Source organism: Streptomyces sp. NPDC048290, assembly GCF_040652095.1.
Taxonomy (GTDB): Bacteria; Actinomycetota; Actinomycetes; order Streptomycetales; family Streptomycetaceae; genus Streptomyces.
Genome location: NZ_JBEZLM010000005.1, coordinates 29,633 through 53,985 on the forward strand (window position 1 = coordinate 29,633; position 24,353 = coordinate 53,985).

Consider the following 24,353-nt stretch of genomic DNA (forward strand, 5'->3'; position numbering starts at 1 on the left):
GGACGGACCATGACGGCGGCGCACTGGGAAAGCTCGCCCGCCGCGCACTGCCTCCCATCCGGACTTTAACCGTCGGTCCAGGAGTTTCACCTGGTCAACCGGTCGCTGGAGGCGACCGGGTCGCGGACTGTAACCGCCGGTTCGGACTTTCACCGACCCCGGAGTGCGCTGCTGTTGTTACGCAGCCAGTGTGCCACGCCGCCGGGACATGCATACGGGTGGGCGTTTGTGGGCTGACTCACAGGCCGACGCGAGGACTGCCGCACAGGTCGGCTCACACACAGTGGCGGGGCGGTGACCGAGAGGTACCTGAAGGGAGCCTGAAGCGGGGCTCAAGGCCGGCTCAAGGGGGCGCGGCGGGGTGGTCCGGGGGCGGCGCCCGGGGGACCCTGCGTCCACGCGCGGTGCCCGCCCCCGCACAGGTTTCTCCGGCTTCCCGCCCATCGGGCGCACAGCGGGGCGGCCGAACTCCCCCGCGACCAGCGGTCGTTGCAATTGGTCCATACCTATTGACGCACTGGTCTAGTCCTCTTTACTGTCCTCGCAACTTCCGTGGAGAGGAACCGACTGTGCCTTCCCCCTCACGCATCCCGTCCCCCCGCCGTGCGAGACCGGCCCTGCTCGCCGCCGCCGGGGCGATCGCGGGACTGCTGCTCGCCGGACTCCCGGCCACCGTCTCGCACGCCGCCGACCAGGAGTCCTGTCGCCCCGACGGGCTGTACCGCACCCCCGGCGTCGAGGTCCCCTACTGCTCGGTCTACGACACCGAGGGCCGCGAGAAGCTCGGCGCGGACCACCAGCGCCGGATCATCGGCTACTTCGCCAACTGGCGCACCGGCAAGGACGGCAGGCCCGCCTACCTCGCCAGCGACATCCCGTGGGACAAGATCACCCACATCAACTACGCGTTCGCGGGCGTCGACGCCGCGAACAAGATCAGCATCGGCGCGGCCGGGGCGGACAACCCCAACACCGGGATGAGCTTCCCCGGGGTCCCCGGCGCCGAACTGGACCCGGCGCTGCCCTACAAGGGCCACTTCAACCTGCTGACGAAGTTCAAGAAGCAGCACCCGGACGTCAAGACGCTGATCTCGGTGGGCGGCTGGACCGACAGCGGCGGCTTCTACAAGACGACCACGAACGCCGACGGCTCGGTCAACCAGGCCGGGATCGACACCTTCGCCGACTCCGCCGTGGAGTTCCTGCGCACCTACGGCTTCAACGGGCTCGACATCGACTACGAGTACCCGACCTCCATGAAGGACGCGGGCAACCCGGCCGACTGGACCGTGGCGAACGCCCGCCGCGCCGGGCTGGGCAAGAGCTACGCGGCGCTGATGAAGACCCTGCGCGAGAAGCTGGACCGCGCCTCGGCCGCCGACGGCAAGCACTATCTGCTGACCGTCGCCGCGCCCTCCTCCGGCTATCTGCTGCGCGGCATGGAGACCTTCCAGGTCCAGAAGTACCTGGACTACGTCAACATCATGTCGTACGACCTGCACGGGACCTGGAACGAGCATGTCGGGCCCAACGCGGCGCTCTACGACGACGGCAAGGACACCGAGCTGGCGGGCTCGGGCATCTACACCACGTCCCAGTACGGCGGGATCGGCTATCTCAACACCGACTGGGCGTACCACTACTTCCGCGGGTCGATGCCGGCCGGGCGGATCAACATCGGGGTGCCGACCTACACCCGTGGCTGGAAGAACGTCCAGGGCGGGACCGACGGACTGTGGGGCAAGGCGTCCGCGACCAGCTGCCCGCCCGGTTCCGGCCTGACCAAGTGCGGTGACGGGGCCGTCGGCATCGACAACGTCTGGCACGACAAGGACACCAACGGGGCGGAGTCCCCGGCCGGGTTCAACCCGATGTGGCACGCCAAGAACCTGGAGAAGGGGATCGTCCCCGACTACCTGCCGAAGTTCGGGCTGCCCGCGAACACCAGGCTGACCGGCAGCTACGTCCGCAAGTACGACCCGACGCTGGTCTCGCCCTGGCTGTGGAACGCCGAGAAGAAGGTGTTCATCTCCACCGAGGACGAGCAGTCCATCGGCGCCAAGGCCGACTACGTGCTCGACAAGGGCCTCGGCGGCACGATGATCTGGGAGCTGGCCGGCGACTACGACTGGAACGCCGCCAAGGGCCAGTACGAGCAGGGCGACTCGCTGATCACGCTGATGTACGACAAGTACAAGGCGGCCACCCCGTACGGGGCGAAGAAGTCGAACATCGCGCTGCCCGCCGAGGCGGTCAAGGTGGACGTGGAGTTCGGGCAGTTCCCGCTGGGCGACACCAACTACCCGATCAGCCCCAAGCTGAAGATCACCAACAACACGACGGCGACCCTGCCGGGCGGTACGGAGTTCCAGTTCGACTACGCGACCTCCGCGCCGGGCAACGCCAAGGACCAGTCCGGCTGGGGCACCACGGTGGTGCGCAGCGACCACACCGCCGCCTCCAACGTGGGCGGGCTGAAGGGCGACTTCCACCGGGTCTCGCTGAAGCTCCCGGCCTGGCAGAGCCTGGCCCCCGGCGCCTCGGTGCAGTTGGACTTCGTCTACTACATGCCGGTCTCCACACCGTCCAACTGGACCGTGACCTTCGGCGGCAAGACCTACGCGCTCGCCGGTGACCTGGCCCGCGGCACCACCGTGGTCGAGCCGGGCGGCGGCACCGGCACTCCGTCACCGACCCCGACCGGCCCCTGCACCCCGGCCGCCTGGAGCGCGACCGCGGAGTACGGCACCGGCACGGTGGTGTCCCACAAGGGGCGGAGCTGGAAGGCGAAGTGGTGGACGAAGGGCGAGGAGCCCGGGACCACCGGCGAGTGGGGCGTCTGGCAGGACCAGGGAGCCTGCTGATCCCCTCCGGGGTGCGGCGGGGTCCTGGGGCCCCGCCCCCTTGATCGGGCCCGGCGGCGGTGACGACGGCCCTTGCCCGCCGCCGGGTCCCCCCAATCCGGCCCCTGCCCTCCCCCGAACGACGGCCCCCGGCCCACCCCGCCGGGGGCCGTTCTGTCATGGTGGACGGATGGCGACCCGTGTCGAAGTCTTCGAGAGCCACCGGCCCCGGATGTTCTCCCTGGCCTATCGGATGCTCGGCTCCGCCGAGGAGGCCGAGGACATCGTCCAGGACGCCTATCTGCGGTACGACGGCGCCGACCGGGACCGGATCGAGCATCCGGCCGCCTGGCTGGCCAAGGTCGTCACCAACCTCTGTCTGACCCGGCTGACCTCCGCCCGCGCCCGCCGCGAACGCTATGTCGGCACCTGGCTGCCCGAGCCGGTGGTCACCTCCGACGGCACCCTCGGCCCCCTCGAATCCGCCGAGCAGCGCGACGCCGTCTCCCTGGCGATGCTGGTCCTGCTGGAGCGGCTCACCCCGACCGAGCGCGCGGTGTACGTGCTGCGCGAGGCGTTCGGCTACGGGCACCGGGAGATCGCCGGGGTGCTGGACCTGACCGAGGCGAACTGCCGTCAGCTGTACCGGCGGGCGGTCGGGCATCTCGCCGACGAGGAGTCCCGCTTCGCCCCCGCGCCCGAGCGGCGCGCGGAACTCGTCGCCTCCTTCCTCACCGCCGCCCGGGACGGCGATCTGACGGCGCTGGAGAAGGTCCTCGCCGAGGACGTGACCTGGTACGGCGACGGCGGCGGCAAGGTCACCGCGGCCCGCACGCCCGTCGAGGGCCGCGTCCGGGTGGTCCGGTTCCTGCTCGGCGGCGGCCGGAAGCTCATGGCCCATCTGCGCTACACGATGGCCGAGGTCAACGGCGGGCCCGCCCTGGTCGCCTGGGACGGGGACCAGATCACCGCGGTCGCCGAGTTCGAGATCCACGACGGCCTGATCCACGGGGTACGGGCGGTCGTCAACCCGGACAAGCTGGAGTACGTGGGGAGGCAACTGGCCGGGAGCTGAGACCGGGGTCCACGGGGGGGGCGGGCCCCGGCCCGGGTATTCCTCGGGGGGCGACGGGGCTGGGGGTACCGGCTGCGGCTGCGGCTGCGGCTGCGGCTGCGGCTGCGGCTGCGGCTGCGGGACTATGGGGGCCAGGGGGCTACGGGGTCTACGGAGCCTGGGTCTATGGGCTCCGGGTCCACGGGGCTCCGGGTCCACGCAGCGCGGGCCTACGGGGCCCACCGGGTCCACTGAGCCGAGGTCCACGAGGTTCGCGAGGTCCGGGTCCACGGACCCGGGCTCCACAGGGTCCACGGGGTGCGGGGCTACGGGGCCCAGGGCCACGGAGCCGAAGTCCACGGGATTCACGAGGTCCGGGTCCACGCAGCCGGGCTCCATGGAGCCACGCGGTCCGGGGCTACGGGGCCCACAAGCCCTACGGGGAGAAGACCTCGTCCTGTGCTCGGTCCCTGGCGGTCAGCAGGGCGCCTCTGAGGACCGCCTCACCGCCGAGTTCCGTGGGACGGACCTCCGTGGGCAGCGGGGACATCCCGCGGAGCCGGGACTCGACGCGGGCGGCCAGGTCCGGGCCGCCCGCCGCGCCGATCTCGCCGCCCAGCACCACACAGCCCGGGTCCAGGACCGCCACCACCGAGGCCGCGCCGATGGTGAGCCGGTCGGCGAGAGTGTCGAGGAACGCGGCGGACGGGAGATGCGAGGCCGCCCGGCCGGTCGCCGCCCGGACCAGGGACGCCGCCGCGAGCTCCCCCGGCAGCGGGTCCGGCACCGGGAGGGAGTGCGCCGCCGCGAGGCGTTCGATGGCCGTCGAGCCCGCCAGGGAGTGGAAACCGCCCTCGCAGTCCGTCGCCGACGGGAGCCCCGGGGTGCCCGGGACGGGCAGGAAGCCGATCTCGCCGGTGCCGCCGGAGGCGCCCCGGCGCAGGGTGCCGTCCAGGACGACGGCGGCCCCGGCGCCATGGCCGAGCCAGAGCAGGACGAACGTGTCCCGGCCGCGGGCGGCGCCCTCGCGCTGTTCGGCGACCGCGGCGAGGTTGGTCTCGTTCTCGATGGTGACCCGGGCCTCGGGCATCCGCTCCTGGAGGGCGGCCACCAGCCGCCGGTGCCATTCCGGCAGGCCCTTGGAGTTCCGCAGGTCCCCGGTCGCCGGGTCGATCAGTCCGGGGGCGCCGATCCCCACGGTGTGCAGCCGGTCCGCGCCCGCCTCCTTGGCGGTCCGCTCGACCAGCGCCACCGCCTGCTCCACGGCCGGTCCGGTGCCCAGCTCACCGCCGATCGGCAGCGCCGCCTCGGCGAGCACCTCCCCCAGCAGATCGGAGACGACCACGGAGACGCCCTCGGTGCGGACATCGAGCGCGGCGAGCTGGGCGAGGCTCGCGACGATCCCGTACAGCCGGGCGTTGGGGCCGCGCCGCTGTTCGCCCGCCTCGCCGACCACCTCGATCAGTCCGGCGGCGGTGAGCCGGTCCACAAGGTCGGCCACCGTGGGCCGGGACAGTCCGGTCAGCTGTTTGAGCTGACCCGCCGTCAACGGGCCCTCGTCCTGGAGCAGACGCAGGGCGAGCCGGTCATTGATGACCCGGGCGGTGCTCGGGGATGCGGGCATGCCGGGAATCCTCCCAGACGGGCGGGGCCGTGCCGATCACGGCCAGCGAGATATGGGCTATCTATCAGGCAGGGACCCTGATAGTTTACGCCGGGCGTTCGGAGCCGCCATGGCGGGGGGCCGTACGCCGTCCCCGGGACATCGGGGACGAGAGACGACGGGGAGGGCTTCGCGGATGAGTGGGATGGCCGAGGGGACGGGGACGGGGACGTCCTACGGGCCGGGGGCGGTACGGCACGCCCGGTACGCGGTGGCGGCCGTGTTCCTGGTGCACGGGTCGGTGACGGGGTCGTTCGCCACCCGGGTGCCGTGGATCCAGGACCACGCCGGGGTGAGCGCGGGCCAGCTGGGGCTGGCGCTGGCGTTCCCGGCGCTGGGCGCCTCGCTGGCGATGCCGCTGGCGGGACGGATCAGCCACCGGTTCGGCGCGCGGACCGCGCTGCGCGGACTGCTGGCGCTGTGGACGCTGTCCCTGGTCCTGCCGTCGCTGGCCCCGAACCTGGCCACGCTGTGCCTGGCCCTGTTCGTGTACGGCGCCACCTCCGGCATGTCGGACGTGGCGATGAACGCGCTCGGTGTCGAGGTCGAGAACCGGATGAACCGCTCGATCATGTCCGGGCTGCACGGCATGTGGAGCGCGGGCGCGCTGCTGGGTTCGGCGGGCGGCACGCTGGCCGCGCACCTGGGCACGGACGCCCGGCTGCACCATGTGATCGCGGCCGGGGTGCTGACCGTGCTCGGGCTGATCGCCTGCACCTGGGTACTGGATCTCCAGCCCGCCGAGGACGAGGAGCCGCCGCCGCGGTTCGCGCTGCCGCCGAAGTCGGCGGTGCTGATCGGCGCGGTCGGGTTCTGCGCGGTGTTCGCCGAGGGCGCCAGCCTGGACTGGTCGGCGGTGTACCTCCAGGACCAGCTCGGTTCCTCGGCCGGGCTCGCCGCGGCCTGCACCACCGGCTTCACACTGACCATGGCCATCGCCCGGATCGCCGGGGACAAGGTGGTCGACCGCTTCGGCGCGGTCCGCACGGTCCGCAACGGCGGGTTCCTCGCCGCGTTCGGCGGACTGCTGATCGTGTTCGGCGGTCACCCGGCGATCGCCATGACCGGCTTCGCCCTGATGGGGCTCGGTATCGCGGTGGTCGTACCGCTGTGCTTCGCCGCCGCCGGGCGCAGCGGTCCCAACCCCAGCCAGGCCATCGCGGGTGTCGCCACCATCACGTACACCTCGGGTCTGGTCGCGCCCAGCGCGATCGGCGGGCTGGCCCAGCTGACCAGTCTGGTGGTGTCGTTCGCGCTGGTGACGGTGCTCGCGAGCGGTCTCGCGGTGTTCGCCAAGGTGCTGCGCTCGGGCGACCGGCGGGAGGTGAAGGCGACGGGGGCGAGTCCGGCGGTGAGCGAGCGGCAGGGGTAGCGGACGCGCCCGGCGCTCACCCCCGGTCCTCGCACCCGGTCCCCGCCCCCGGCTGTCCCCTCGGCCCTCCCCCGCTTCCTACGCTGTCGTCGTGGATCTCAACGCCGTACGCACCTTCGTCGCCGTCGCCGACAGCGGGCAGTTCCAGTTGGCCGCCGTGGACCTGGGGGTCACCCAGCAGGCCGTGTCCAAGCGGATCGCCGCGCTGGAGCGGGGGCTCGGGGTGCGGCTGCTGGCCCGGACCGCGCGGGGCGCCGAACTCACCGTGGACGGGCAGGCGTTCCTGCCGCACGCCCGTGGGCTGGTGAGCGCCGAGGAGCGGGCCGCGGCGGCCGTCCGGCCCGGGAGACGGGCGCTGCGGGTCGATGTGATCGGGCGGCGGCTGTCGCTGGCCGGGGCGCTGCGCGACTTCCACCGCCGCCACCCGGACGTCCCGCTGGACGTGGTGACGCTGCCCAGCGCGGAGGCAGCGGTGGCCGCGCTCGGCGACGGCACACTGGACGCCACCTTCCGCGCGGTGACCATGCCGGGGCAGCGGCTGCCGGACGACATCGCGGCGATGCCGGTGCTGGACGAGCCGCTGCGGCTGTTCACCGGGCCGGGGCACGTCCTCGCGGGCGCGGACGCGGTGACCTTGGCCCAGCTCGCCGGGCACCGCGTCTGGATGCCGGGCAACGCGCCCGGCACCGAGTGGGCGGCCTACTACGAGGCGCTGGCGGACGCCTTCGGGCTGACCCTCGACACCGGCGGTCCCGACTTCGGTGTGGAGGCGCTGATCGACACCGTCACGGCGTCCACCACCCTGGTCGCCTTCCTCGGCGCGCGCACCCCGCTGTTCCGCCCGGGGGGCCGCGACCTGCGGCTGATCCGGGTCGTGGACCCCATGCCGGTGTATCCGCACTCCCTCCTCTGGCACACCGGCAACCCGCACCCGGCCCTCGCCCCGCTCCGCGCCCATCTGGCCGGAATCCAGCCACGGCGGGCGGCCCGGGAGCCGGGCACCTGGCGTCCGGCGTGGGCCCGGCACGCGGGCGCGACGACCTCGACGGGCTGAACGGCCGTCAGGGAGCCCGGGAGCCCTTGAGGGCCCGCGAGCCCGGCAACCCGGCAACCCGGACAGAGTTTTCGCGCCCCTGGCCGAAACCACTCCCCCCCACCCCCGACAATGGTCCTGACCTGCACGCCCTACGAAAGCGACAACCCCATGGATCTCGGCGTCCGCTGGAAACTGCACGGCGACGGACGCACCCCGGCCCCCGGCGCCGTGGTCCGGCCCGACGAACGGCTCTCGTGGCCGCGCACCGCCGGGCTCGGCGCCCAGCACGTGGTGGCGATGTTCGGGGCGTCGTTCGTGGCGCCCGTCCTGATGGGCCTCGACCCCAATCTCGCCATCATGATGTCGGGCGTCGCGACCGTGGTGTTCCTGCTGGCCACGCGCGGCAAGGTGCCCAGCTACCTCGGCTGTTCGCTGTCGTTCGTCGGGGTCGCCGCCGTGATCCGGGCGCAGGGCGGCAGCAGTGCCACGGTGACCGGCGCGGTCTTCGTGGTCGGCGCCGCGCTGTTCCTGGTGGGGCTGGCCGTGCAGCGGTTCGGGGCGCGGATCATCCACGCGGCGATGCCGCCGATCGTGACCGGCGCGGTCGTCATGCTGATCGGCTTCAACCTGGCGCCGGTCACCGCCAGCACCTACTGGCCGCAGGACCAGTGGACGGCGCTGCTGGTGATGCTGTTCACCGGGCTCGCGGTGGTGTGTCTGCGCGGCTTCTGGTCCCGGATCGCGATCTTCCTGGGCCTGGTCTTCGGATACGCCGTCTCCTGGCTGTTCGACCGGGTCTTCGGGCAGATCCACTCCGCCGACGGCAGCGGGCAGATCACCGACCACTGGCGGCTGGACTTCTCCGCGGTGGGCCGGGCCGACTGGATCGGGCTGCCGTCGTTCCACGGCCCGTCGTTCGAGTGGTCGGCGATCCTGGTCGCGCTGCCCGTGGTGATCGCGCTGGTCGCGGAGAACGCCGGACATGTGAAGGCGGTCGGCGAGATGACCGGCGACAACCTGGACGGCAAGCTCGGTACGGCGATCTCCGCCGACGGCGTCGGCTCGATGCTGTCCACCGCGCTCGGCGGCCCGCCCAACACCACGTACTCCGAGAACATCGGGGTGATGGCGGCGACCCGGGTCTACTCCACGGCCGCCTACTGGGCCGCCGCCGGTTTCGCCCTGCTGTTCGGGCTGTGCCCCAAGTTCGGCGCGGTCGTCGCCGCGATCCCGGGCGGGGTCCTCGGCGGGATCACCGTCATCCTCTACGGCATGATCGGGCTGCTCGGCGCACAGATCTGGATCAACGCCAAGGTCGATCTGCGCAATCCGCTGAACCTGGTCCCGGCCGCGGCGGGCATCATCATCGGCGTCGGCAATGTCTCCCTGAAGATCAGCGACACCTTCTCGCTCAGCGGTATCGCGCTGGGCACGCTGGTCGTCATCACCGGCTACCACGCCCTGCGCGCCTTCGCCCCCGCCCACCTCAAGACCCAGGAACCCCTGCTGGACGAGGGCACCAGCTCGTACGACAGCGGGGACGGCGACGGCGACGGTCAGGCGCCGCGCGCCAAGTCGTAGGCGTAGGACGGGGTGAAGGTGCCCGGCGTGCCCTGGCAGCCGTCGGACTCGCCGGGCAGCTTGACCCAGAGGTAGGCGTCGACGCGGGCCTGTCCGGTGCGCAGCGTCGGGGCGGTGCCCAGCTTGCGTCCGGCCGGGTCGCACCACGCGCCGTCGGGCGGCGCCCCGTTGCCGTTGCGGCTGGTGTCGATCACCGCGCCAAGCCCGGCGGGGCCGTCGAGGGCGTCCAGGACGCGCCGGTCGTGGGCGATCTCGTCGGCGGTGCGCTGGAAGTTGGACACATTGCTGAAGATCCCGTCGGAGGACGCGGCCGACGCGGCGCCCGCCTGCCGCAGCAGCGCGGCCTGGGCGGCGGGGTCGTGCCAGCCGGAGTGCCCGGCGTCGTAGTACACCCGCGCCTTCGGGTCGGCGGCCTTCAGGACCCGCCCGGCGCGGGCCAGCGAGGCGAACCGGTCGGCGCGGTCGTCCGCCGTGAGGCAGTCGGAGAGCGCCACGGAGTCCGGCTCCAGGATCACGATCACCTCGGCCGCGCCCAGCCCGGCGGCGAAGGCGTCGATCCAGGCGTCGTAGGCGGCGAGGTCGGGCGCGCCGCCCTCGGAGTGCCCGCCGCAGTCCCGGTCGGGGATGGCGTACGGCACCAGCACCGGGACCCGGCCCTCGGCGGCGGCGCCGGAGGTGACCTCGCGGACCCGGGCGGTGAGCGTGGCGGGCGCGGGGTCGGTGAACCAGACGGCTGCCGGGCGGGCGGCGATGGCGGACTCGATGAGCGCGGTCCGGGGGTCGCCGGGGTGGGCCCGTACCCAGTCCAGGACCTGTGAGTCGGGGTGGCGGTAGAGCCGGGGCGTGGCCGGTGCGCTGCGGTTCCCGGTGGCGGGCGGGCTGCTCGGGGCGGGCGCGGACGGGGGCGGCGAGGTCCGCCGGGTGGCACTCGGGCGCGGTGACGGGGACGCGGCCGGGGAGGTGGAGGGCGGCTCCGGGGAGCGGGACGGTACGGGCGGCGGGGTCGGCCGGGCGACCCGCGGGGTACCGGTGACCTCGGCGGGGCGGGCCTCCTTGTCCCGGCCGTGCCGCTGTTCGGTGGCCGCGAGCAGTCCGGCCACCGTGCCGACGGTCACCACCACGGACGCCGCGACCACCATCGCGCTCCGCGCGGCGGCCCGCCTGCGTGCCGCCCGGCGGGCGGCCAGCCGCCGCGCGCGTGAGCCTGCCACCGTACGCTCCCCCCTCGTCCCCCTCGTCCCCGCACCGTCGGCGTCCCCCGTTCTGGGGAAGCGGCGGTCCGCCCGGCACCCGGGCCCGCCCAAGACTGGGACCCTGCCCCCATGGCGCCCTCGGAACACTTCCCCCCACCCCTCGGCAGCCCCGTCCGCACGGCCGTCGACACCCGTGTCGGCACCTCTGTCGACACCCCGGTCGACCGGGTGATCGCGCGGATGCGCCTGCTGGACAAGACCCTGCCCCCGGGCGACGGCGTGGCCGTCTTCAACCGGGTCTATCTGACCGTCACGGAGGCGGTCGACCAGGGCATCGACGCCGGGCGGTTCCCCGACCCCCGGGCGGCGATCACGCTGGACGCGCGGTTCGCCGAGCGGTATCTCGCGGCGGTCGACGCGGCCGAGCAGGGCCGCCGCCCGCCCGCCTGCTGGCGTCCGCTGTTCCAGCTCCGCCGCCATCCCGGCGTACGGCCGTTGCAGTTCGCGCTCGCCGGGATCAACGCGCACATCGGGCACGATCTGGCGCTCGCCGTCGTGGACGCCTGCCGTACGCTCGGCTGCGCCCCGGGCGACCTGGAGGACGAGTTCGACCGCGTGGGCGATCTCCTCACCACGCTGGAGGAGCGGGTCCGTGAGGATCTGATGCCGGGTCCCGATCTGCTCCAGCTGGCCGATCCGCTGACCCATCTGCTGAGCGCCTGGAGCCTGGAGCGGGCCCGGGACGCCACCTGGTCGGCGGCGCGGGCGCTGTGGGCGCTGCGCGGACTGCCGGACGTGGCGGCCGAGTTCACCGACCGCCTGGACGCGGCGGTCGGCTTCGCGGGCCGGATGATGCTGACCCCGCTGCCGCGCTGAACTCGCCTCAGTCCTCCGGGAGTTCGACCGGCTCGATCGTGTCGTAGCGGTCGCCGGGGCCGGGGTTGGTGGGGTCGGTGGCCCCGCCGAACTGGTGCATGACGCCCCAGACCGCGTTCAGCGCGGTCTGCACGGCGCCCTCGGCCCAGCCCGCCGTCCAGGAGATGTCGTCGCCCGCGAGGAACAGCCCGCGCCGGTCGGCGGGCAGCCGGTCCTGCATGAAGTGGGTGAACAGCCGCCGCTGGTAGCGGTAGTGGCCGGGCAGATTGGCCTTGAACGCGCCCATGAAGTAGGGCTCGTTCTCCCAGGACACGGTCACCGGGTTGCCGATGATGTGCTTGCGGATGTCGACCTTGGGATAGATCTCGCCGAGCGACTTCAGCATGACCTCCATCCGCTCGTGCGCGGACAGCGGCAGCCACTTCAGACTGTCGTCGCACCAGGTGTACGACAGACAGATCACGGCCGGCTTGTCGGGGCCGTCGTCCAGGAGGTAGGTGCCCCGGGTCATCCGGTCGGTGAGGGTCATCGACATGACGTCCCGGCCGGTCTCCTCGTCCTTGTCGAGCCAGAACGGCCGGTCGACGGGGACGAACAGCTTGCTGGACTCCATGTAGTGGGTGCGCTCGATGGCGGTCCAGTGGTCGATCGGGAACAGCGTGTCGTCGCAGTCGATCTGGGAGAGCAGCATCCAGGACTGGGCGGTGAAGACGGCGGCCCGGTAGGTGCGGATGTCGCCGTCGGCGTCGGTGACGGTGATCCGGTTCCCGGCGGTGCGGTGCAGCCGGGTGACGGCGGGCCGGGGGTCGCCGCCCGGGTGCAGGCCGGCCAGGGAGGTGCCCTGGGCCCAGTGCACGATCTTCCCCGGGGCGCGTTCCCACAGCCGCAGCGGCAGCTGCTGGGAGCCGCCGACGATGCCCCGGTGGTGGTCGTCGGCCTCGGTGTAGACGACCCGGAGGATCTCCAGGATGGAGTTGGGGAAGTCGGTGTCCCAGCCGCCGGTGCCGAAGCCGACCTGGCCGAAGATCTCCCGGTGCCGGAAGGAGCGGAAGGCGTCGGAGGCGCAGAGGAAGCCGTAGAAGGTCTGGTTGTCGAGCTGTTCGACCAGCCGGGACCAGATCTCGCGGATGCGCGGGACGTCCCGCTCGCGCAGGGCGCGGTTCATGGCGGAGAAGTCGGCGCCCTCCTCCAGGCAGCGGTTCCAGGCGTCGGCGACATCGCGGTAGACCTGCGGGAGGTCGGCGGCGGTCTCGGCGTAGTGGGCGGTGCCCTTGAGGTCGACGACCGTGGACGGGGTCGCCTCGGCGAGCGGGTTGGGGAACGGCCGGGTGGTGAGGCCCACCAGGTCGATGTAGTGCTGGAGCGCGGTGGAGGAGGGCGGGAAGCGCATCGCGCCCATCTCGGCCGTGAGGTCCTCGGTGCCGGTGCCCTCGAAGCCGACGGTCCGCAGCCGTCCGCCGATCTTGTCGGCCTCGTACACGACCGGCTTGAGACCCATCTTCATCAGCTCGTACGCGGCGACGATGCCGGACAGTCCGCCGCCGATGACGGCGACCTCGCTGCCGTGCTCGGTCGCGGGGATCTGCCCGAGGCCCGCCGGGTGGGCGAGGAAGTCGTCGTAGGCGTAGGGGAAGTCCGGGCCGAACATGGTGATCGGCGGCTGCTGGGCGTCGGTGTGCTCGACGGCGTTGGGCACGGTGGACGTCATGGCGTACGGGACTCCTTGCGGGGGTCGTGCGGCGGGACCCGGGAGGCGCGGGGGGCCTCGGGGCACGGCCCTGGCCCTTGCGGGAGGGAACAGGGGTGTGGCCCGCCGGACCACCGGGTGGGCAGGTGGAGGTGCGGGCCACATAAAACGGTAGGCGGGGCGCGCGGGCCGGACAAGGAGAAGCCGTTGCGCTCCGGTGCGCGGTTCATTGCGTCCGGACGGGACGGGGCGGCGATTCATTGCGCGCCCCGCGCACCCACCACGACCGGTCACCCCATGTGACTTGTTGCTCCACTGTCCGTGAGGGCGAAGGTCGTCACCACCGCCGCGTGGTCCGACGGCCAGGCGTTCGCCCGGACGTCCGGCCACGGCCCCGGCGCGCCGGTCACATACGTACGGGAGTCGAGGGTCCGCAGACCGCCCCGGTGCAGGACGTAGTCGATCCGGTCCTGCGGCTCGGGGCGTCCGCTGCCGTCCTCGTGCCAGGTGTGGACCGGGGACCAGGTGTGCCCGGGGGCGGCCGGCGGGTCGGGGTGGGCCTCCCGGTACGAGTCGCGCAGCCCGGCCGCCTCCGCCGCCCGGGTCACCGGCCAGGCCACATCGGGCCGGTCCAGGTGGGAGGGGCAGTTGAAGTCGCCGACCAGCACCACGGGCACCCCGTCGGTCGCGGCCTCGTCGATCTGCTCCAGCGCCCGCCGTAGCTGGCCGAGCCGCACGTCCTCGTGGGCGATCAGCGTGTCGGTGTCCAGCCCGTCGAAGGCGGCCTCGTAGGGCCCGTACGGGGTGGAGTGGAGGTGGGCGGTCCAGAGGTCGACCTCGTGGCCGGGGGCGACGGCGATCCGGACCCCGGCGGCGCCGTAGAAGCCGACGGCGGGGTCGCCGTGGCGGGCGGTGATGGGGTGGCGGCTGAGGACGCCGAGGTTCTCCCCGGCGGTGTGGTGGTGCCAGCCGAGGGCCGCCGCGAGTTCGGCGGTGGCCGTACCGGCGGTCTCCTGGAGGCCGACGACATCGGCGCCGGAGTCCAGGATCGCGGTGAGCTGCTTGGCCCGGTGGTCGTCCACCTCGGTGCCGCCGAGCCAGAGGTTCCAGGTCATCACGCGGAGCGGCGCCGGGTGCGGCGCCGGTGGGTCCACCATCGCGGTCAGCTCCCGTGTGGTGACCCCGACCAGGCTGGCCCGGACGGTCCGTCCCGGGGCCGCCGCGATCGGGGCGAGCGAGGGCACGGCGAGGACCGCGCACCCGGCCGCCTCGGCGGAGCGGACGCCGGTCGGGGAGTCCTCGACGGCGACACAGGCGGCCGGTTCCGCGCCGAGCGCGTGACAGGCGGCGAGATAGGGGTCCGGGGCGGGTTTGCCGCGGTCGGTGTCGTCGGCGGTGACGGCGACGGCGAACCGGTCGGCGCCGAGCGCGGCCAGCACGGTCGCGGCGACCTCCCGGGAGGACGCGGTGACCAGGGCGGTGGGGACGCCGTCGCGGGCGAGGGCGTCGAGCAGGGCGAGGGCGCCGGGGCGGGGGACGACTCCGGTGCGGACGCGGTCGGCGAACCCCCGGTGCAGCGCGGCGCCGAGTTCGGCCTCGGAGCGTCCGGAGGCGGCGGCCAGCCAGCCCGCGGTGTGCTCGACGGGGCGGCCCAGCACCTCGGCGCGGTCCGGGTCGGCGAGCGGGCGTCCGGCGACCTGTTCCACCACCTCCCACCACAGCCGCTCGGTGTCGACGAGCGTGCCGTCCATGTCGAACAGGACGGCTTGGAGGGGGAGGCGGGGGGCGGGGGTCACGTGGGGTTCTCTTTCCTGTACGGGTTCCTGTACGGGGGGATCGGGTCGACGGCACGAGGTGCGCCGCCGGGGGCGGCGACGGGCACAGGCGGACGTCACACCTTGATGCGACAGTTCGCCGTACGCCGCCAGGCGCAGGGACAGGCGGACGTCACACCCGGACGCGACAGCTCGCCGTACGCCACCAGGCGCGGGGACAGCCGGACGTCACACCTGGACGCGTTCCGCCACCAACACCTCCCGCTCCGGCAGGGTGACGGTCACCGCGGCCCCCGTGCCGAGTCCCGCCGCCTCGTGCGCGGGCAGGTCGGCCTTCACCTCGCCGCCGTCGGCCAGCCGCACGGTGGCCCGCACGACCGCGCCGAGGAACGCCGTGGCGACGACCCGCGCGGTGCCGTCCGGCTCGGCGGTCACCCGCACGGCCTCCGGCCGCACCAGCACATCCACCTCCCCGCCCGCTCCCCCGCCCGGCACCGGCCCGGCGACCGGCAGCCTCTGCCCGAGAACCTCGACGCAGGCCCCGCCGCCGCCCCCGACCAGCGCCCCCGGGACCCGGCTCATGGTGCCCACGAACTCGGCGACGAACGCGGTGGCGGGCCGCCCGTACAGCTCGGCGGGCGCGGCGCACTGCTCAAGCCGCCCGGCGCGCATCACCGCGACCCGGTCGGCGACGGACAGCGCCTCCTCCTGGTCGTGGGTGACGAACAGGGTGGTGATGCCCAGCTCCTGCTGGAGCCGGCGGATCTCCTCGCGGAGCGCGAGCCGCACCTTGGCGTCCAGCGCGGACAGCGGCTCGTCCAGCAGCAGGACACGCGGGCGCAGGGCGAGGGCGCGGGCCAGCGCGATGCGCTGCTGCTGGCCGCCGGAGAGCTGGTGCGGGAACCGCGCGCCCTTGTCGGCGAGCCCGACCAGCTCCAGCAGTTCGGCCGCCCGCTCGCGCCGCGCGGCACCGCGCACCTTGCGCATCCGCAGCCCGAAGGCCACATTGTCGAGCGCGTTCAGATGCGGGAAGAGGCTGTACGACTGGAAGACCATCCCGGCGTCCCGGCGATGGGCGGGGACCCGGGTGACGTCCTGGCCGTCGACCAGCACCGCCCCGGAGTCGGGCTGCTCGAACCCGGCGAGCATCCGCAGCGCGGTGGTCTTGCCGCAGCCCGACGGCCCGAGCAGCGCGAGGAACTCCCCCGCGCGGACACCGAGATCGAGCCCGTCGAGGGCGAGCGTGGGCCCGAACGCCCGGCGCAGCTCCCGGAATTCGACGGTGCCGGCGTCGGTGGCGGTCTTCTCAAGGGCGGTGGCGGTCATGGTTCATCCCCGGGATGCGGTACGGGTACGTCCGCCGGCACCGGCGAGCGCGAGCAGAAGGAGCCAGGTCACGAGCAGACTGAGCACGGACACGGCGACGGACAGCTGGGCCTGGGAGCCGCTGACGTTCACGATCCACACCGCGAACGGGCGGAAGCCCAGCAGCTGGGCGACGGTGAACTCACCGAGCACCAGCGCGAGGGTGAGGAAGGAGGCGCTCAGCAGCGCGCCGCGCAGATTGGGGAGCACCGCGTGGAGCAGCGCCTGCGGCCAGCCGGCCCCGCAGGAGCGGGCGGCCTCGACCAGGGTGGGCACGTCGACGGCCCGCAGCCCGGCGTCCAGGGCCCGGTACACGAACGGCAGGGCCATCACGACGTACGCGAGGACCAGGACGAACGGGAAGTCCGGGTTCTGGAGGGCCACGAAGGTCTGGAACAGGGGCGTCCGGGCCAGGTGCTCGGGGCCCCACTTCAGGACCGTGCCGATCCCGGCGACGAAGGCGATCGGCGGGACGACCAGCGGCAGCGAGCAGACGATCTCGACGACCGGCCGCAGCCGGGGCGCGCCCAGCCGCAGGGCGACCATGGCGGGCACCATCAGCAGCAGCACGATCGCGATGGTCGCCGCGGCCAGCTCCAACGACAGCAGCAGACTGCCGGTGAACCCGGCGGTGGACAGGATCCGGGTGTACGCGTCGAACGTCAGCCCCTGTCCGGGCACGTCCAGGGTGAACACCACGGAGGCGGCGAGCGGTACGGCGAAGTAGAGCCCGGCGACACCGAGCACGGCCCAGCGCCAGCCGTGGCGGCGCAGGACGGGGTTCAGGCCAGCCATCGGGCGCTCCGGCGTTGCAGGGGCAGATACACGGCCATGACGAGCCCGGCGACCAGCACCATGTCCAGGCTCAGCGCGAGGGCCACGTTCTCCTGGCCGACCAGCACGTTCCCGGAGATGGCGTCGGCGATCTGGAGCGTGACCAGCGGCACCGAACTGCCCACCATGGCGGCGGCGGTGGCGTACGCGGCGAAGGCGCTGCCGAACAGCAGGACCAGCCCGCCGAGCAGCGACGGCAGCAGCACGGGCAGGGCCACATGGCGCCAGTACTGGACGGCGGTGGCCCCGTTGTTCTGCGCGGCCTCGCGCCACTGGACACGCAGTCCGTCCAGGGCCGGGGTGATGGTGAGGACCATCAGCGGGATCAGGAAGTACAGATAGACGAGGACCAGTCCCCAGAAGCTGTAGAGGTCCCAGCCCCGGTCGCCGAGGCCGAGGTGCCGGGTGAGGACACCGGCGTTGCCGAGGGTGGCGACGAAGGCGAAGGCCAGCGGGACCCCGCCGAAGTTGGCGAGCACGCCGGAGGCGGTGAGCACGGCCTGTCGCAGCGCCGGGAAGCGGGAGGTCACCACGGCCTGGGCGAGCGGCAGCCCGATCAGCGCGCCGAGCCCGGCGGAGATCGCGGACAGCTCGACGCTGCCGAGCAGGGCGGTGAGGTAGGCGCCCTGGAGGGACCGGGTGAGGTTGTCGGTGCTGTAGGCGGTGGCGCCGGTCGCCGGGTCCTCGACGGTGAAGGCGCCGTTCAGCATCGCCACGGCGGGCAGCCCGAAGGCGAGGGCGGTGAAGACGAGGAGCGGGAGGACGGCGAGCCGGCCGGGGGCGCGGCGCCGCCGCTTCGGGGAAGCGGCGGGCACCACGTCCGCCCGCGTGAGCGTGGCGGTCATCCGGAGACGGCCTTCGCCCAGCCCTCGGCGAGCACGGTCTTGGCCGTGTTCTGCTGCTCCTCGGTGGGGAAGGTCGGCGTGCCGGAGACCTCCGGCAGCTTGGCGGCGGCCCCGGCGTCGAGGGTGCCGGCCTGCTCCATGGCGGGCATCAGGGCGGGCCGGGCGTATCCGGCGAGCCACAGGTTCTGGCCCTCGGCGCTGTAGAGGTACTCCTGCCACAGCCGGGCGGCGGCGGGATGCGGGGCGTCCTTGTTGATGGCCTGGGAGTAGTACTGGGAGAACTGGCCGTCGGCGGGCACGGCCACCTGCCAGTCGACGCCCTTGGACGTGAACTCGTCGGCGTACCCGGCGTTGAGGTAGTCCCAGTCGATGCTGATCGGCGTCTCGCCCTTCTCGACGGTGGCCGGGGTGGACTCGACGGGGGTGTAGTTGCCGTTCTTCTTCAGCTCGGCGAAGAAGTCCAGGCCGGGCTGGATGTCGTCGAAGGAGCCGCCGTTGGCGAGGGCCGCCGCGTAGACCCCGCCGAACGCGGAGCCGGACTTGGTGGGGTTGCCGTTCAGCGCGACCTGGCCCTTGTACGCGGGCTTGAGCAGGTCCTTGAAGGTGGTCGGGCAGACCTTGACGCGGTGCGCGTCGCAGCCGATGGAGACATAGCCGCCGTAGTCGTTGTACCAGCGGGCCTGGGCGTCCTTCTGGCTCTCCGGGATGTCGTCGTACGCCTCGACCTTGTAGGGGGCGAGCAGATCCTGCTGGGCGGCGCTGATGGCGAAGGACGAGCCGAGGTCGAGGACGTCGGGAGCGCGGTCCTGGCCCTGGCGGGTGGTGACGGCGTTGATCTCGTCCTGGCTGGAGCCGTCGGGGTTCTCCACCTCGATCGTGATGCCGTACTTCTTCTCGAAGCCGTCGATCAGGGCGCCGTAGTTGGCCCAGTCGCGGGGCAGCGCGATGGCGTTGAGGGTGCCCTCCTTCTTGGCGGCTTCGACGAGCTTGTCGAGGCCGCCGAAGTCGGCGGCGGAGGTGGCGGTCGCGGCGGATGTGCCGTCGGCGGTGGTGGAGGCGTCGTCGGGGGCGGCGCCGCAGGCGCTCAGGGCGAGCGCGGCGAGGACGGCGAGGGAGCCGCCGAGGACGGCGGAGCGCGGCGGGGACACGGACACGTTCTCTCCAGGCGAGGGTGGTGGCACGGGTACGCACGGTCGCGGTCGCTGCCGTGGACGACCTCCATGACCGAGCACCGCAACCGGGCAACTTGTCTGAACAAGTCGGCCTCAGTACGCCCGCCCCGCATGACGCGAACATGAACGCGTCCCGAACCACAGCCCCCTGTCTCCTGCACAATCCGCCCCGCCACGGCCCGCCCTGACCATGGATTAGGCTGCTCACGCTGTGCACACCCAGCGATGCGGAGGGATGGCATGACGGCGCGACACGAGGAGATCGCCGAGGCGCTGCGGGCGGCGATCGACCGCGAGGAGTACACCGTCGGCAGCCGGCTGCCCGCCGAGACGGAACTCGCCGCCCAGTACGCCGTCTCGCGCGGCACGGTCCGCCAGGCCGTGGCGCGCCTCACCGCCGAGGGACTGATCGGGTCGCGGCAGGGGGCGCGCCGGGTGGTGCTCGCCAGCCGCCGCAGCCAGAGCTTCGCCGAGCTGCGCAGCTTCGCCCAGTGGGCGCGGGCGATGGGCCGCGAGGCGACCGGCCTGGTGAGGGAGCAGGGCTACCGCCCGGCCACCCCGGAGGACTCGATCCGCCTCCACCTCCCGGCGGGCACCCCGGTCCTGCACGTCCTGCGGGTCCGCGCCCTGGACGGCGAGCCGGTCCTGCTGGAGCGCACGGTGTACGCCGACTGGATCGCCCCGGCGGTCGAGCCCATCGAGCCGGACTGCCCCTCGGTCACCCAGCGCCTCCACGAGCGGCGCGGCCTGGTCTTCGCCTACGGCGAGCATGTCATCGACGCGGTCTCGGCCGGCGGCCGGGACGCCGAGCTGCTGGGCGTGCGCCGGACCAGCCCGTTGCTGCGGGTCCGCCGGGTCACCACGACCCACGAGGGCCGCCCGGTCGAGTGGTCCGACGACCGCTACCGCTCGGACGTGGTGAGCTTCAGCGTCCACAACTCCATAGGGAACAACGCCCTGGCCCGCAAACCGGCGGAGTAGACCGGGCGGGCGGGGGCGTCACCCGGGCGCCCCCGAGGAGAACCTCCGCAGCAGCGGCGACAGCACCAGCACCGACTTGGTCCGCTCCACGAACGGCTCCCCCGCGATCCGCTCCAGCACCCGTTCGAAGTGCCGCATGTCGGAGGCGAAGACCTGGGCGACGGCATCGGCGTCCCCGGTGACGGTGGAGGCGGCCACGACCTCCTGGTACCGCTCAAGCCCCCGCTGGATGGTCTCCGGCGAGGTGTTGCTCCGGCAGTAGATCTCCACGAACCCCTCGGTCTCCCAGCCGAGCGCCGACGGGTCGACCCGTACGGTGAACCCGGTGATGGCCCCGGTCGCCCGCAGCCGGTCCACCCGCCGTTTGACGGCGGGCGCGGAGAGCCCGACCAGCTGCCCGATGTCCGCGAAGGACCGCCGGGCGTCCTCGGCCAGGGCGTGCAGGATGCGTTCGTCGAGATCGTTGAGCACGGAGGAAGTAGAACACGGCACGCCGGGCCCCGGGCCCACCTGTGCCCTGGTCAGAGGGTCACGGACGCCGGTGACCGGACGCCCGGCGACCCACTGCACGGGGCCGGGCGGACGGTGGCCGGTGTCCCGGTGACCTCTGTGCGCGGCCGGGCGGACGGTGGTCGGTGCGCCCCACACCGGGCACCCGCTGACCGGCGCCCGGGGCCGGGCGGACGGTGGTCGTCGTGCCGGATCTGGATGCCGGGCGGACAGTGACCGGCGCACCGGACCGGGAGCCGGGCGGACGGTGACCGGCGCACCGGACCGGGAGCCGGGCGGACAGTCGTCGTACCGGACCGGGGGGCCGGTGATCGCCGTACCGGACCGGCAAGGCCCCGATCCTCCCGCCCCCCCGGGACGGGTCAGCTCCAGCTCGCGTGCAGCGGCTTGCCCTCCGCGTAGCCCGCCGCGCTCTGCACACCGACGATCGCCTTCGCGGCGAACTCCTCCAGCGAGCCCGCACCGGCGTAGGTGCAGGAGGAGCGGACGCCCGCGATGATCGAGTCGATCAGGTCCTCGACGCCGGGACGGTCCGGGTCCAGGAACATCCGGGAGGTGGAGATGCCCTCCTCGAACAGCGCCTTGCGGGCCCGGTCGTACGCCGACTCCTCCGACGTGCGGTTGGCGACGGCCCGCGCGGACGCCATCCCGAAGGACTCCTTGTAGAACTGCCCCCCGGCGTCCTGCTGGAGGTCGCCCGGCGACTCGTACGTCCCGGCGAACCAGGAGCCGATCATCACATTGGACGCGCCCGCGGCCAGCGCCATGGCGACATCGCGCGGATGCCGCACCCCGCCGTCGGCCCAGACGTGCTTGCCGTACTTGCGGGCCTCGGCGGCACACTCCAGCACGGCGGAGAACTGGGGCCGCCCCACGCCGGTCATCATCCGGGTGGTGCACATCGCGCCCGGCCCGACCCCGACCTTGATGATGTCGGCCCCGGCGTCGACCAGATCCTTGACGCCCTCCGCCGACACGATGTTCCCGGCGACGATCGGCACCCGCGGCTCCAGGTCCCGGACGAGCTTGATCGCGCTGATCATCGACTCCTGATGGCCGTGCGCGGTGTCGATGACGAGGGTGTCCACGCCCGCGTCCAGCAGCTGCTGGGCCTTGCCCGCCACATCGCCGTTGATCCCGACGGCGGCGGCGATCCGCAGCTTGCCGTCCGCGTCGACGGCCGGGGTGTAGAGCGTGGCGCGCAGGGCGCCGGTCCGGGTGAGGATGCCGGCCAGCCGTCCCTCGGCGTCCACGGCGGGCGCGTAGCGGCGGTTGGCCGCGTCCAGCCGGTTGAACGCCTCGCGCGGGTCGATGTCCGCGTCGAGCAGCAGCAGGTCCTTGGACATGACCACTTCGAGCTGGGTGAACCGGTCGACCCCGGTCAGATCCCGGTCGGTGACGACCCCGAGGGGCCGCCGCTCGTCGTCGACCACGACCCCGGCGTTGTGCGCCCGCTTGGGCAGCAGGGCGAGCGCGTCTGCGACGGTCTGGTGGGGGGCGAGCACGATCGGCGTGTCCAGCACATGATGGCGGCCCTTGACCCAGCCGACGACCTCCGCGACCACGTCGATCGGGATGTCCTGCGGCAGCACCACGAGCCCGCCCCGGCGCGCCACCGTCTCGGCCATCCGCCGCCCGGCGATCGCGGTCATGTTGGCGACGACCAGCGGGATCGTGGTGCCCGTGCCGTCCGGGGAGCTGAGGTCCACGGCCTGCCGGGAGCCCACGGAGGAGCGGCTCGGCACCATGAACACATCGTCGTACGTCAGGTCGTACGAGGGCCGGATGTCATTGAGGAAACGCACGTGCTGCACATCCCAGTCGTTCAGAGGCGGCCCCCCGACAGGACAGCCAGGGGGATGAGCACGTACTTCAGTGTCCCATGCCGCCCCGAACACCTGCTCCGGTCGTTTCATCCATGCTGGTCAGCCCGCCTTTTGGAGCTTCCTCCAAGGGCCGGGTGACGGCATGGAACGCCGAGCCCGCCGGACGCCGCCGCGCGGAGCGCTAGACGCTGCCGCCGAGCGCCAGCGCCACCGTCAGCCCGGTCGTCGCGCGCACGGCGTCCGCGAACACCTCCCGCGCGGTCTCCCACTCGGCGGGCCGCGCGGCGGCGTACGGCCGCCAGTTCCGTACGACGATCACCCGGCCCCGCTCCACGGCCTCCTCCGGCCACAGATCGTGGTCGGCGAGGCTGTCGGCGAGCGCGTCCCAGTTCCGTCCGAACCAGTCGGGCAGGGCGAGGGCCCGCGCGCAGCGGTCCATCAGCCCCGCCTTGTCCCCGACCCCGTCGAGATCGAGCGAGACCACCGTCTCCGTCACCTCAGCACCGCCCTGCACACGTCGTAGTGATCACCGGCACGTGCTCCACGCTGCCACGGCCGCCCCGTGCCGACCCGCGCTCAGGGTCCGTCCGGGTCGGCCCGGTTCAGCGCCGACCCCGGCGGCGGACCGGCCGTCATCAGATAGTCCGCCGCGGACGTGTCCGTGACCAGGCTGGTGACCAGGCCCGAACGCAGGACCGCGTCGATCGCCGCCGCCTTGCGCTGACCGCCCGCGATGGCGACCACCTCGGGCACCCGGCGCAACTGGTCCGCCTTGACGGTGATGCACCGCTCGCCGAGGTCCCGCCCGACCCGCTTGCCCTCGGAGTCGAAGAGATGCGCGGCCATCTCGGCGGCGACGCCGAGCGAGGCGTAGTGCGAGCGCTCCTCGTCGGTGAGCATGTCGTGCACGGTGGAGATGCCCGGCTCCCAGGAGCCGATGGACACACAGGCCACGGTGACCTTGTCGAAGTACTCGAACGCGCGAGCGATTCCGGTCTGGTGGCGCAGCGCCTCCGCGGTGGCCGCGTCCGGCAGCAGCATCGGCGCGTAGATCGGGTGGGCGTCGCCCCCGGAGACCTGGGCGGCCCGGCGCACCGCCTCCACCGAGCCGCGCTCGGACGTCCCGGCGTCGTACACGCCGGTCAGCTGGACCACCGTGCACGGCGGCAGCTTGTCGAGGGCCGCGGCCATGTGGATCGTGGACCGGCCCCAGGCCAGCCCGAGCACATCGCCCTCGTTGACCAGTTCGGCGAGCAGATCCGCGGCGACCTCACCGAGGTTCTCCGGGTCGGGGGTCTCCTCGGCCTCGGCCGGTGACTCCACGACCACGGCGTGCCGCAGTCCGTAGCGAGCGCGCAGCGCGTCGGAGCGCTCGGCGTCCAGTTCGGCGGGGACTCGGATCTCGATGCGCACGAGATCCCGTTCGAGAGCGGTCTCCAGCACCCGGGCCACCTTGAAGCGGCTGACGCCGAACTCCTCCGCGATCTGGATCTTGGATTTTCCCTCTAGATAGAAGCGGCGGGCCATGGCCGCCGCCTGGACCAGCTCAGCGGGTCCCATCCGCGTGGCTGACCGGCCCGCCGAGATACCCGACACGGCGATCTCCTCACTGCTGTTCACATTCTGGATTCGCCGTTCATCCTCGCAGATCCGGCGGAGTTGATCAGCCCTGATGGGAGGCGTTCACGTTCCCTTGGCCAGGTGTCTGCCCGCTGGGGCAGCGCCCGGACCGGGCCTGAA

General features: G+C 73.0%; 19 protein-coding genes and 1 riboswitch. Of the genes, 7 read left to right on the plus strand and 12 right to left on the minus strand.

What is annotated here, in order from left to right; genetic code table 11:
- Positions 1 to 40 precede the first annotated feature (40 nt).
- A riboswitch (FMN riboswitch) is annotated at positions 41 to 171 on the minus strand.
- A gap of 416 nt (positions 172 to 587) precedes the next feature.
- A complete protein-coding gene (locus AB0D49_RS09585; RefSeq protein ID WP_362754547.1) occupies positions 588 to 2,864 on the plus strand; it encodes a glycosyl hydrolase family 18 protein in 2,277 nt (758 codons plus the stop codon).
- Positions 2,865 to 3,033: 169 nt separating this feature from the next.
- The gene (locus tag AB0D49_RS09590; RefSeq protein WP_362753537.1) at positions 3,034 to 3,918 is read left to right on the plus strand and encodes an RNA polymerase sigma-70 factor; all 885 of its coding nucleotides are present in this window, start codon (positions 3,034 to 3,036) and stop codon (positions 3,916 to 3,918) included.
- A 415-nt stretch (positions 3,919 to 4,333) separates the two neighbouring features.
- Here the strand turns inward: AB0D49_RS09590 and AB0D49_RS09595 are convergent, their stop codons facing one another.
- Positions 4,334 to 5,521 (minus strand): ROK family transcriptional regulator, encoded by a 1,188-nt coding sequence (locus AB0D49_RS09595; protein WP_362753540.1) that lies wholly within the window; start codon positions 5,519 to 5,521, stop codon positions 4,334 to 4,336.
- A gap of 184 nt (positions 5,522 to 5,705) precedes the next feature.
- Here AB0D49_RS09595 and AB0D49_RS09600 point away from each other — a divergent pair, with 184 nt between their 5' ends.
- The 3 genes from AB0D49_RS09600 (at position 5,706) to AB0D49_RS09610 (ending at position 9,549) form a co-directional block, all read left to right on the plus strand.
- Positions 5,706 to 6,932: an MFS transporter gene (locus AB0D49_RS09600; protein WP_362754550.1), complete on the plus strand. Its 1,227-nt coding sequence runs from the start codon at positions 5,706 to 5,708 to the stop codon at positions 6,930 to 6,932.
- 91 nt (positions 6,933 to 7,023) lie between these two features.
- A complete protein-coding gene (locus AB0D49_RS09605; RefSeq protein WP_362753543.1) occupies positions 7,024 to 7,986 on the plus strand; it encodes a LysR family transcriptional regulator in 963 nt (320 codons plus the stop codon).
- A gap of 150 nt (positions 7,987 to 8,136) precedes the next feature.
- Positions 8,137 to 9,549 carry a solute carrier family 23 protein gene (locus tag AB0D49_RS09610; RefSeq protein WP_362753546.1) on the plus strand — a complete coding sequence of 471 codons (1,413 nt, stop codon included), beginning with the start codon at positions 8,137 to 8,139 and terminating at the stop codon, positions 9,547 to 9,549.
- Here the strand turns inward: AB0D49_RS09610 and AB0D49_RS09615 are convergent.
- Positions 9,525 to 10,688: a glycoside hydrolase family 6 protein gene (locus AB0D49_RS09615; RefSeq protein WP_362754553.1), complete on the minus strand. Its 1,164-nt coding sequence runs from the start codon at positions 10,686 to 10,688 to the stop codon at positions 9,525 to 9,527. The two genes, AB0D49_RS09610 and AB0D49_RS09615, sit on opposite strands and share 25 nt — an antisense overlap.
- Before the next feature lie 183 nt (positions 10,689 to 10,871).
- On the opposite strand from AB0D49_RS09615, the gene AB0D49_RS09620 reads away from it, so the two are divergent.
- Positions 10,872 to 11,618 (plus strand): DUF5995 family protein, encoded by a 747-nt coding sequence (locus tag AB0D49_RS09620; protein WP_362753548.1) that lies wholly within the window; start codon positions 10,872 to 10,874, stop codon positions 11,616 to 11,618.
- 7 nt (positions 11,619 to 11,625) lie between these two features.
- Here AB0D49_RS09620 and AB0D49_RS09625 read toward each other — a convergent pair whose 3' ends face one another.
- The 6 genes from AB0D49_RS09625 to AB0D49_RS09650 all read right to left on the minus strand — a co-directional run bounded on the left by AB0D49_RS09625 (position 11,626) and on the right by AB0D49_RS09650 (position 19,278).
- Positions 11,626 to 13,326 (minus strand): NAD(P)/FAD-dependent oxidoreductase, encoded by a 1,701-nt coding sequence (locus AB0D49_RS09625; protein ID WP_362753551.1) that lies wholly within the window; start codon positions 13,324 to 13,326, stop codon positions 11,626 to 11,628.
- 269 nt (positions 13,327 to 13,595) lie between these two features.
- Positions 13,596 to 15,101 (minus strand): HAD-IA family hydrolase, encoded by a 1,506-nt coding sequence (locus tag AB0D49_RS09630; protein ID WP_362753554.1) that lies wholly within the window; start codon positions 15,099 to 15,101, stop codon positions 13,596 to 13,598.
- Positions 15,102 to 15,308: 207 nt separating this feature from the next.
- Positions 15,309 to 16,406: an ABC transporter ATP-binding protein gene (locus AB0D49_RS09635; protein WP_362753557.1), complete on the minus strand. Its 1,098-nt coding sequence runs from the start codon at positions 16,404 to 16,406 to the stop codon at positions 15,309 to 15,311.
- A 3-nt stretch (positions 16,407 to 16,409) separates the two neighbouring features.
- Positions 16,410 to 17,240 carry an ABC transporter permease subunit gene (locus tag AB0D49_RS09640; protein WP_362753560.1) on the minus strand — a complete coding sequence of 277 codons (831 nt, stop codon included), beginning with the start codon at positions 17,238 to 17,240 and terminating at the stop codon, positions 16,410 to 16,412.
- On the minus strand, positions 17,228 to 18,124 hold the full coding sequence (locus AB0D49_RS09645) for an ABC transporter permease subunit (RefSeq protein WP_362753563.1): 897 nt from the start codon (positions 18,122 to 18,124) through the stop codon (positions 17,228 to 17,230). The genes AB0D49_RS09640 and AB0D49_RS09645 overlap by 13 nt, the downstream gene beginning before the upstream one ends.
- On the minus strand, positions 18,121 to 19,278 hold the full coding sequence (locus AB0D49_RS09650) for an extracellular solute-binding protein (RefSeq protein ID WP_362753566.1): 1,158 nt from the start codon (positions 19,276 to 19,278) through the stop codon (positions 18,121 to 18,123). Before AB0D49_RS09650 ends, AB0D49_RS09645 begins: the two co-directional genes overlap by 4 nt.
- Positions 19,279 to 19,536: 258 nt before the next feature.
- On the opposite strand from AB0D49_RS09650, the gene AB0D49_RS09655 reads away from it, so the two are divergent.
- Positions 19,537 to 20,277, plus strand: coding sequence for a GntR family transcriptional regulator (locus tag AB0D49_RS09655; RefSeq protein ID WP_362753569.1), 741 nt, complete (start codon positions 19,537 to 19,539; stop codon positions 20,275 to 20,277).
- Between the two features lie 18 nt (positions 20,278 to 20,295).
- Here AB0D49_RS09655 and AB0D49_RS09660 read toward each other — a convergent pair whose 3' ends face one another.
- The 4 genes from AB0D49_RS09660 to AB0D49_RS09675 form a co-directional block, all read right to left on the minus strand.
- Positions 20,296 to 20,748 carry an Lrp/AsnC family transcriptional regulator gene (locus AB0D49_RS09660; protein ID WP_362753572.1) on the minus strand — a complete coding sequence of 151 codons (453 nt, stop codon included), beginning with the start codon at positions 20,746 to 20,748 and terminating at the stop codon, positions 20,296 to 20,298.
- Positions 20,749 to 21,149: 401 nt separating this feature from the next.
- Positions 21,150 to 22,592: a GuaB1 family IMP dehydrogenase-related protein gene (locus AB0D49_RS09665; protein WP_362754556.1), complete on the minus strand. Its 1,443-nt coding sequence runs from the start codon at positions 22,590 to 22,592 to the stop codon at positions 21,150 to 21,152.
- A 202-nt stretch (positions 22,593 to 22,794) separates the two neighbouring features.
- Positions 22,795 to 23,109, minus strand: a complete 315-nt coding sequence (locus tag AB0D49_RS09670; protein ID WP_362753575.1) for a barstar family protein — start codon at positions 23,107 to 23,109, stop codon at positions 22,795 to 22,797.
- Between the two features lie 80 nt (positions 23,110 to 23,189).
- Positions 23,190 to 24,233 (minus strand): sugar-binding domain-containing protein, encoded by a 1,044-nt coding sequence (locus tag AB0D49_RS09675; protein ID WP_362753578.1) that lies wholly within the window; start codon positions 24,231 to 24,233, stop codon positions 23,190 to 23,192.
- Positions 24,234 to 24,353: the final 120 nt, after the last annotated feature.

Coding starts and splice junctions, on each gene's coding strand:
- AB0D49_RS09590 (WP_362753537.1), top strand. CDS start 3,034: ATGGCGACCCGTGTCGAAGTCTTCGAGAGCCACCGGCCCCGGATGTTC.
- AB0D49_RS09595 (WP_362753540.1), bottom strand. CDS start 5,521: ATGCCCGCATCCCCGAGCACCGCCCGGGTCATCAATGACCGGCTCGCC.
- AB0D49_RS09600 (WP_362754550.1), top strand. CDS start 5,706: ATGGCCGAGGGGACGGGGACGGGGACGTCCTACGGGCCGGGGGCGGTA.
- AB0D49_RS09610 (WP_362753546.1), top strand. CDS start 8,137: ATGGATCTCGGCGTCCGCTGGAAACTGCACGGCGACGGACGCACCCCG.
- AB0D49_RS09615 (WP_362754553.1), bottom strand. CDS start 10,688: ATGGTGGTCGCGGCGTCCGTGGTGGTGACCGTCGGCACGGTGGCCGGA.
- AB0D49_RS09620 (WP_362753548.1), top strand. CDS start 10,872: ATGGCGCCCTCGGAACACTTCCCCCCACCCCTCGGCAGCCCCGTCCGC.
- AB0D49_RS09625 (WP_362753551.1), bottom strand. CDS start 13,326: ATGACGTCCACCGTGCCCAACGCCGTCGAGCACACCGACGCCCAGCAG.
- AB0D49_RS09635 (WP_362753557.1), bottom strand. CDS start 16,406: ATGACCGCCACCGCCCTTGAGAAGACCGCCACCGACGCCGGCACCGTC.
- AB0D49_RS09640 (WP_362753560.1), bottom strand. CDS start 17,240: ATGGCTGGCCTGAACCCCGTCCTGCGCCGCCACGGCTGGCGCTGGGCC.
- AB0D49_RS09645 (WP_362753563.1), bottom strand. CDS start 18,124: ATGACCGCCACGCTCACGCGGGCGGACGTGGTGCCCGCCGCTTCCCCG.
- AB0D49_RS09655 (WP_362753569.1), top strand. CDS start 19,537: ATGACGGCGCGACACGAGGAGATCGCCGAGGCGCTGCGGGCGGCGATC.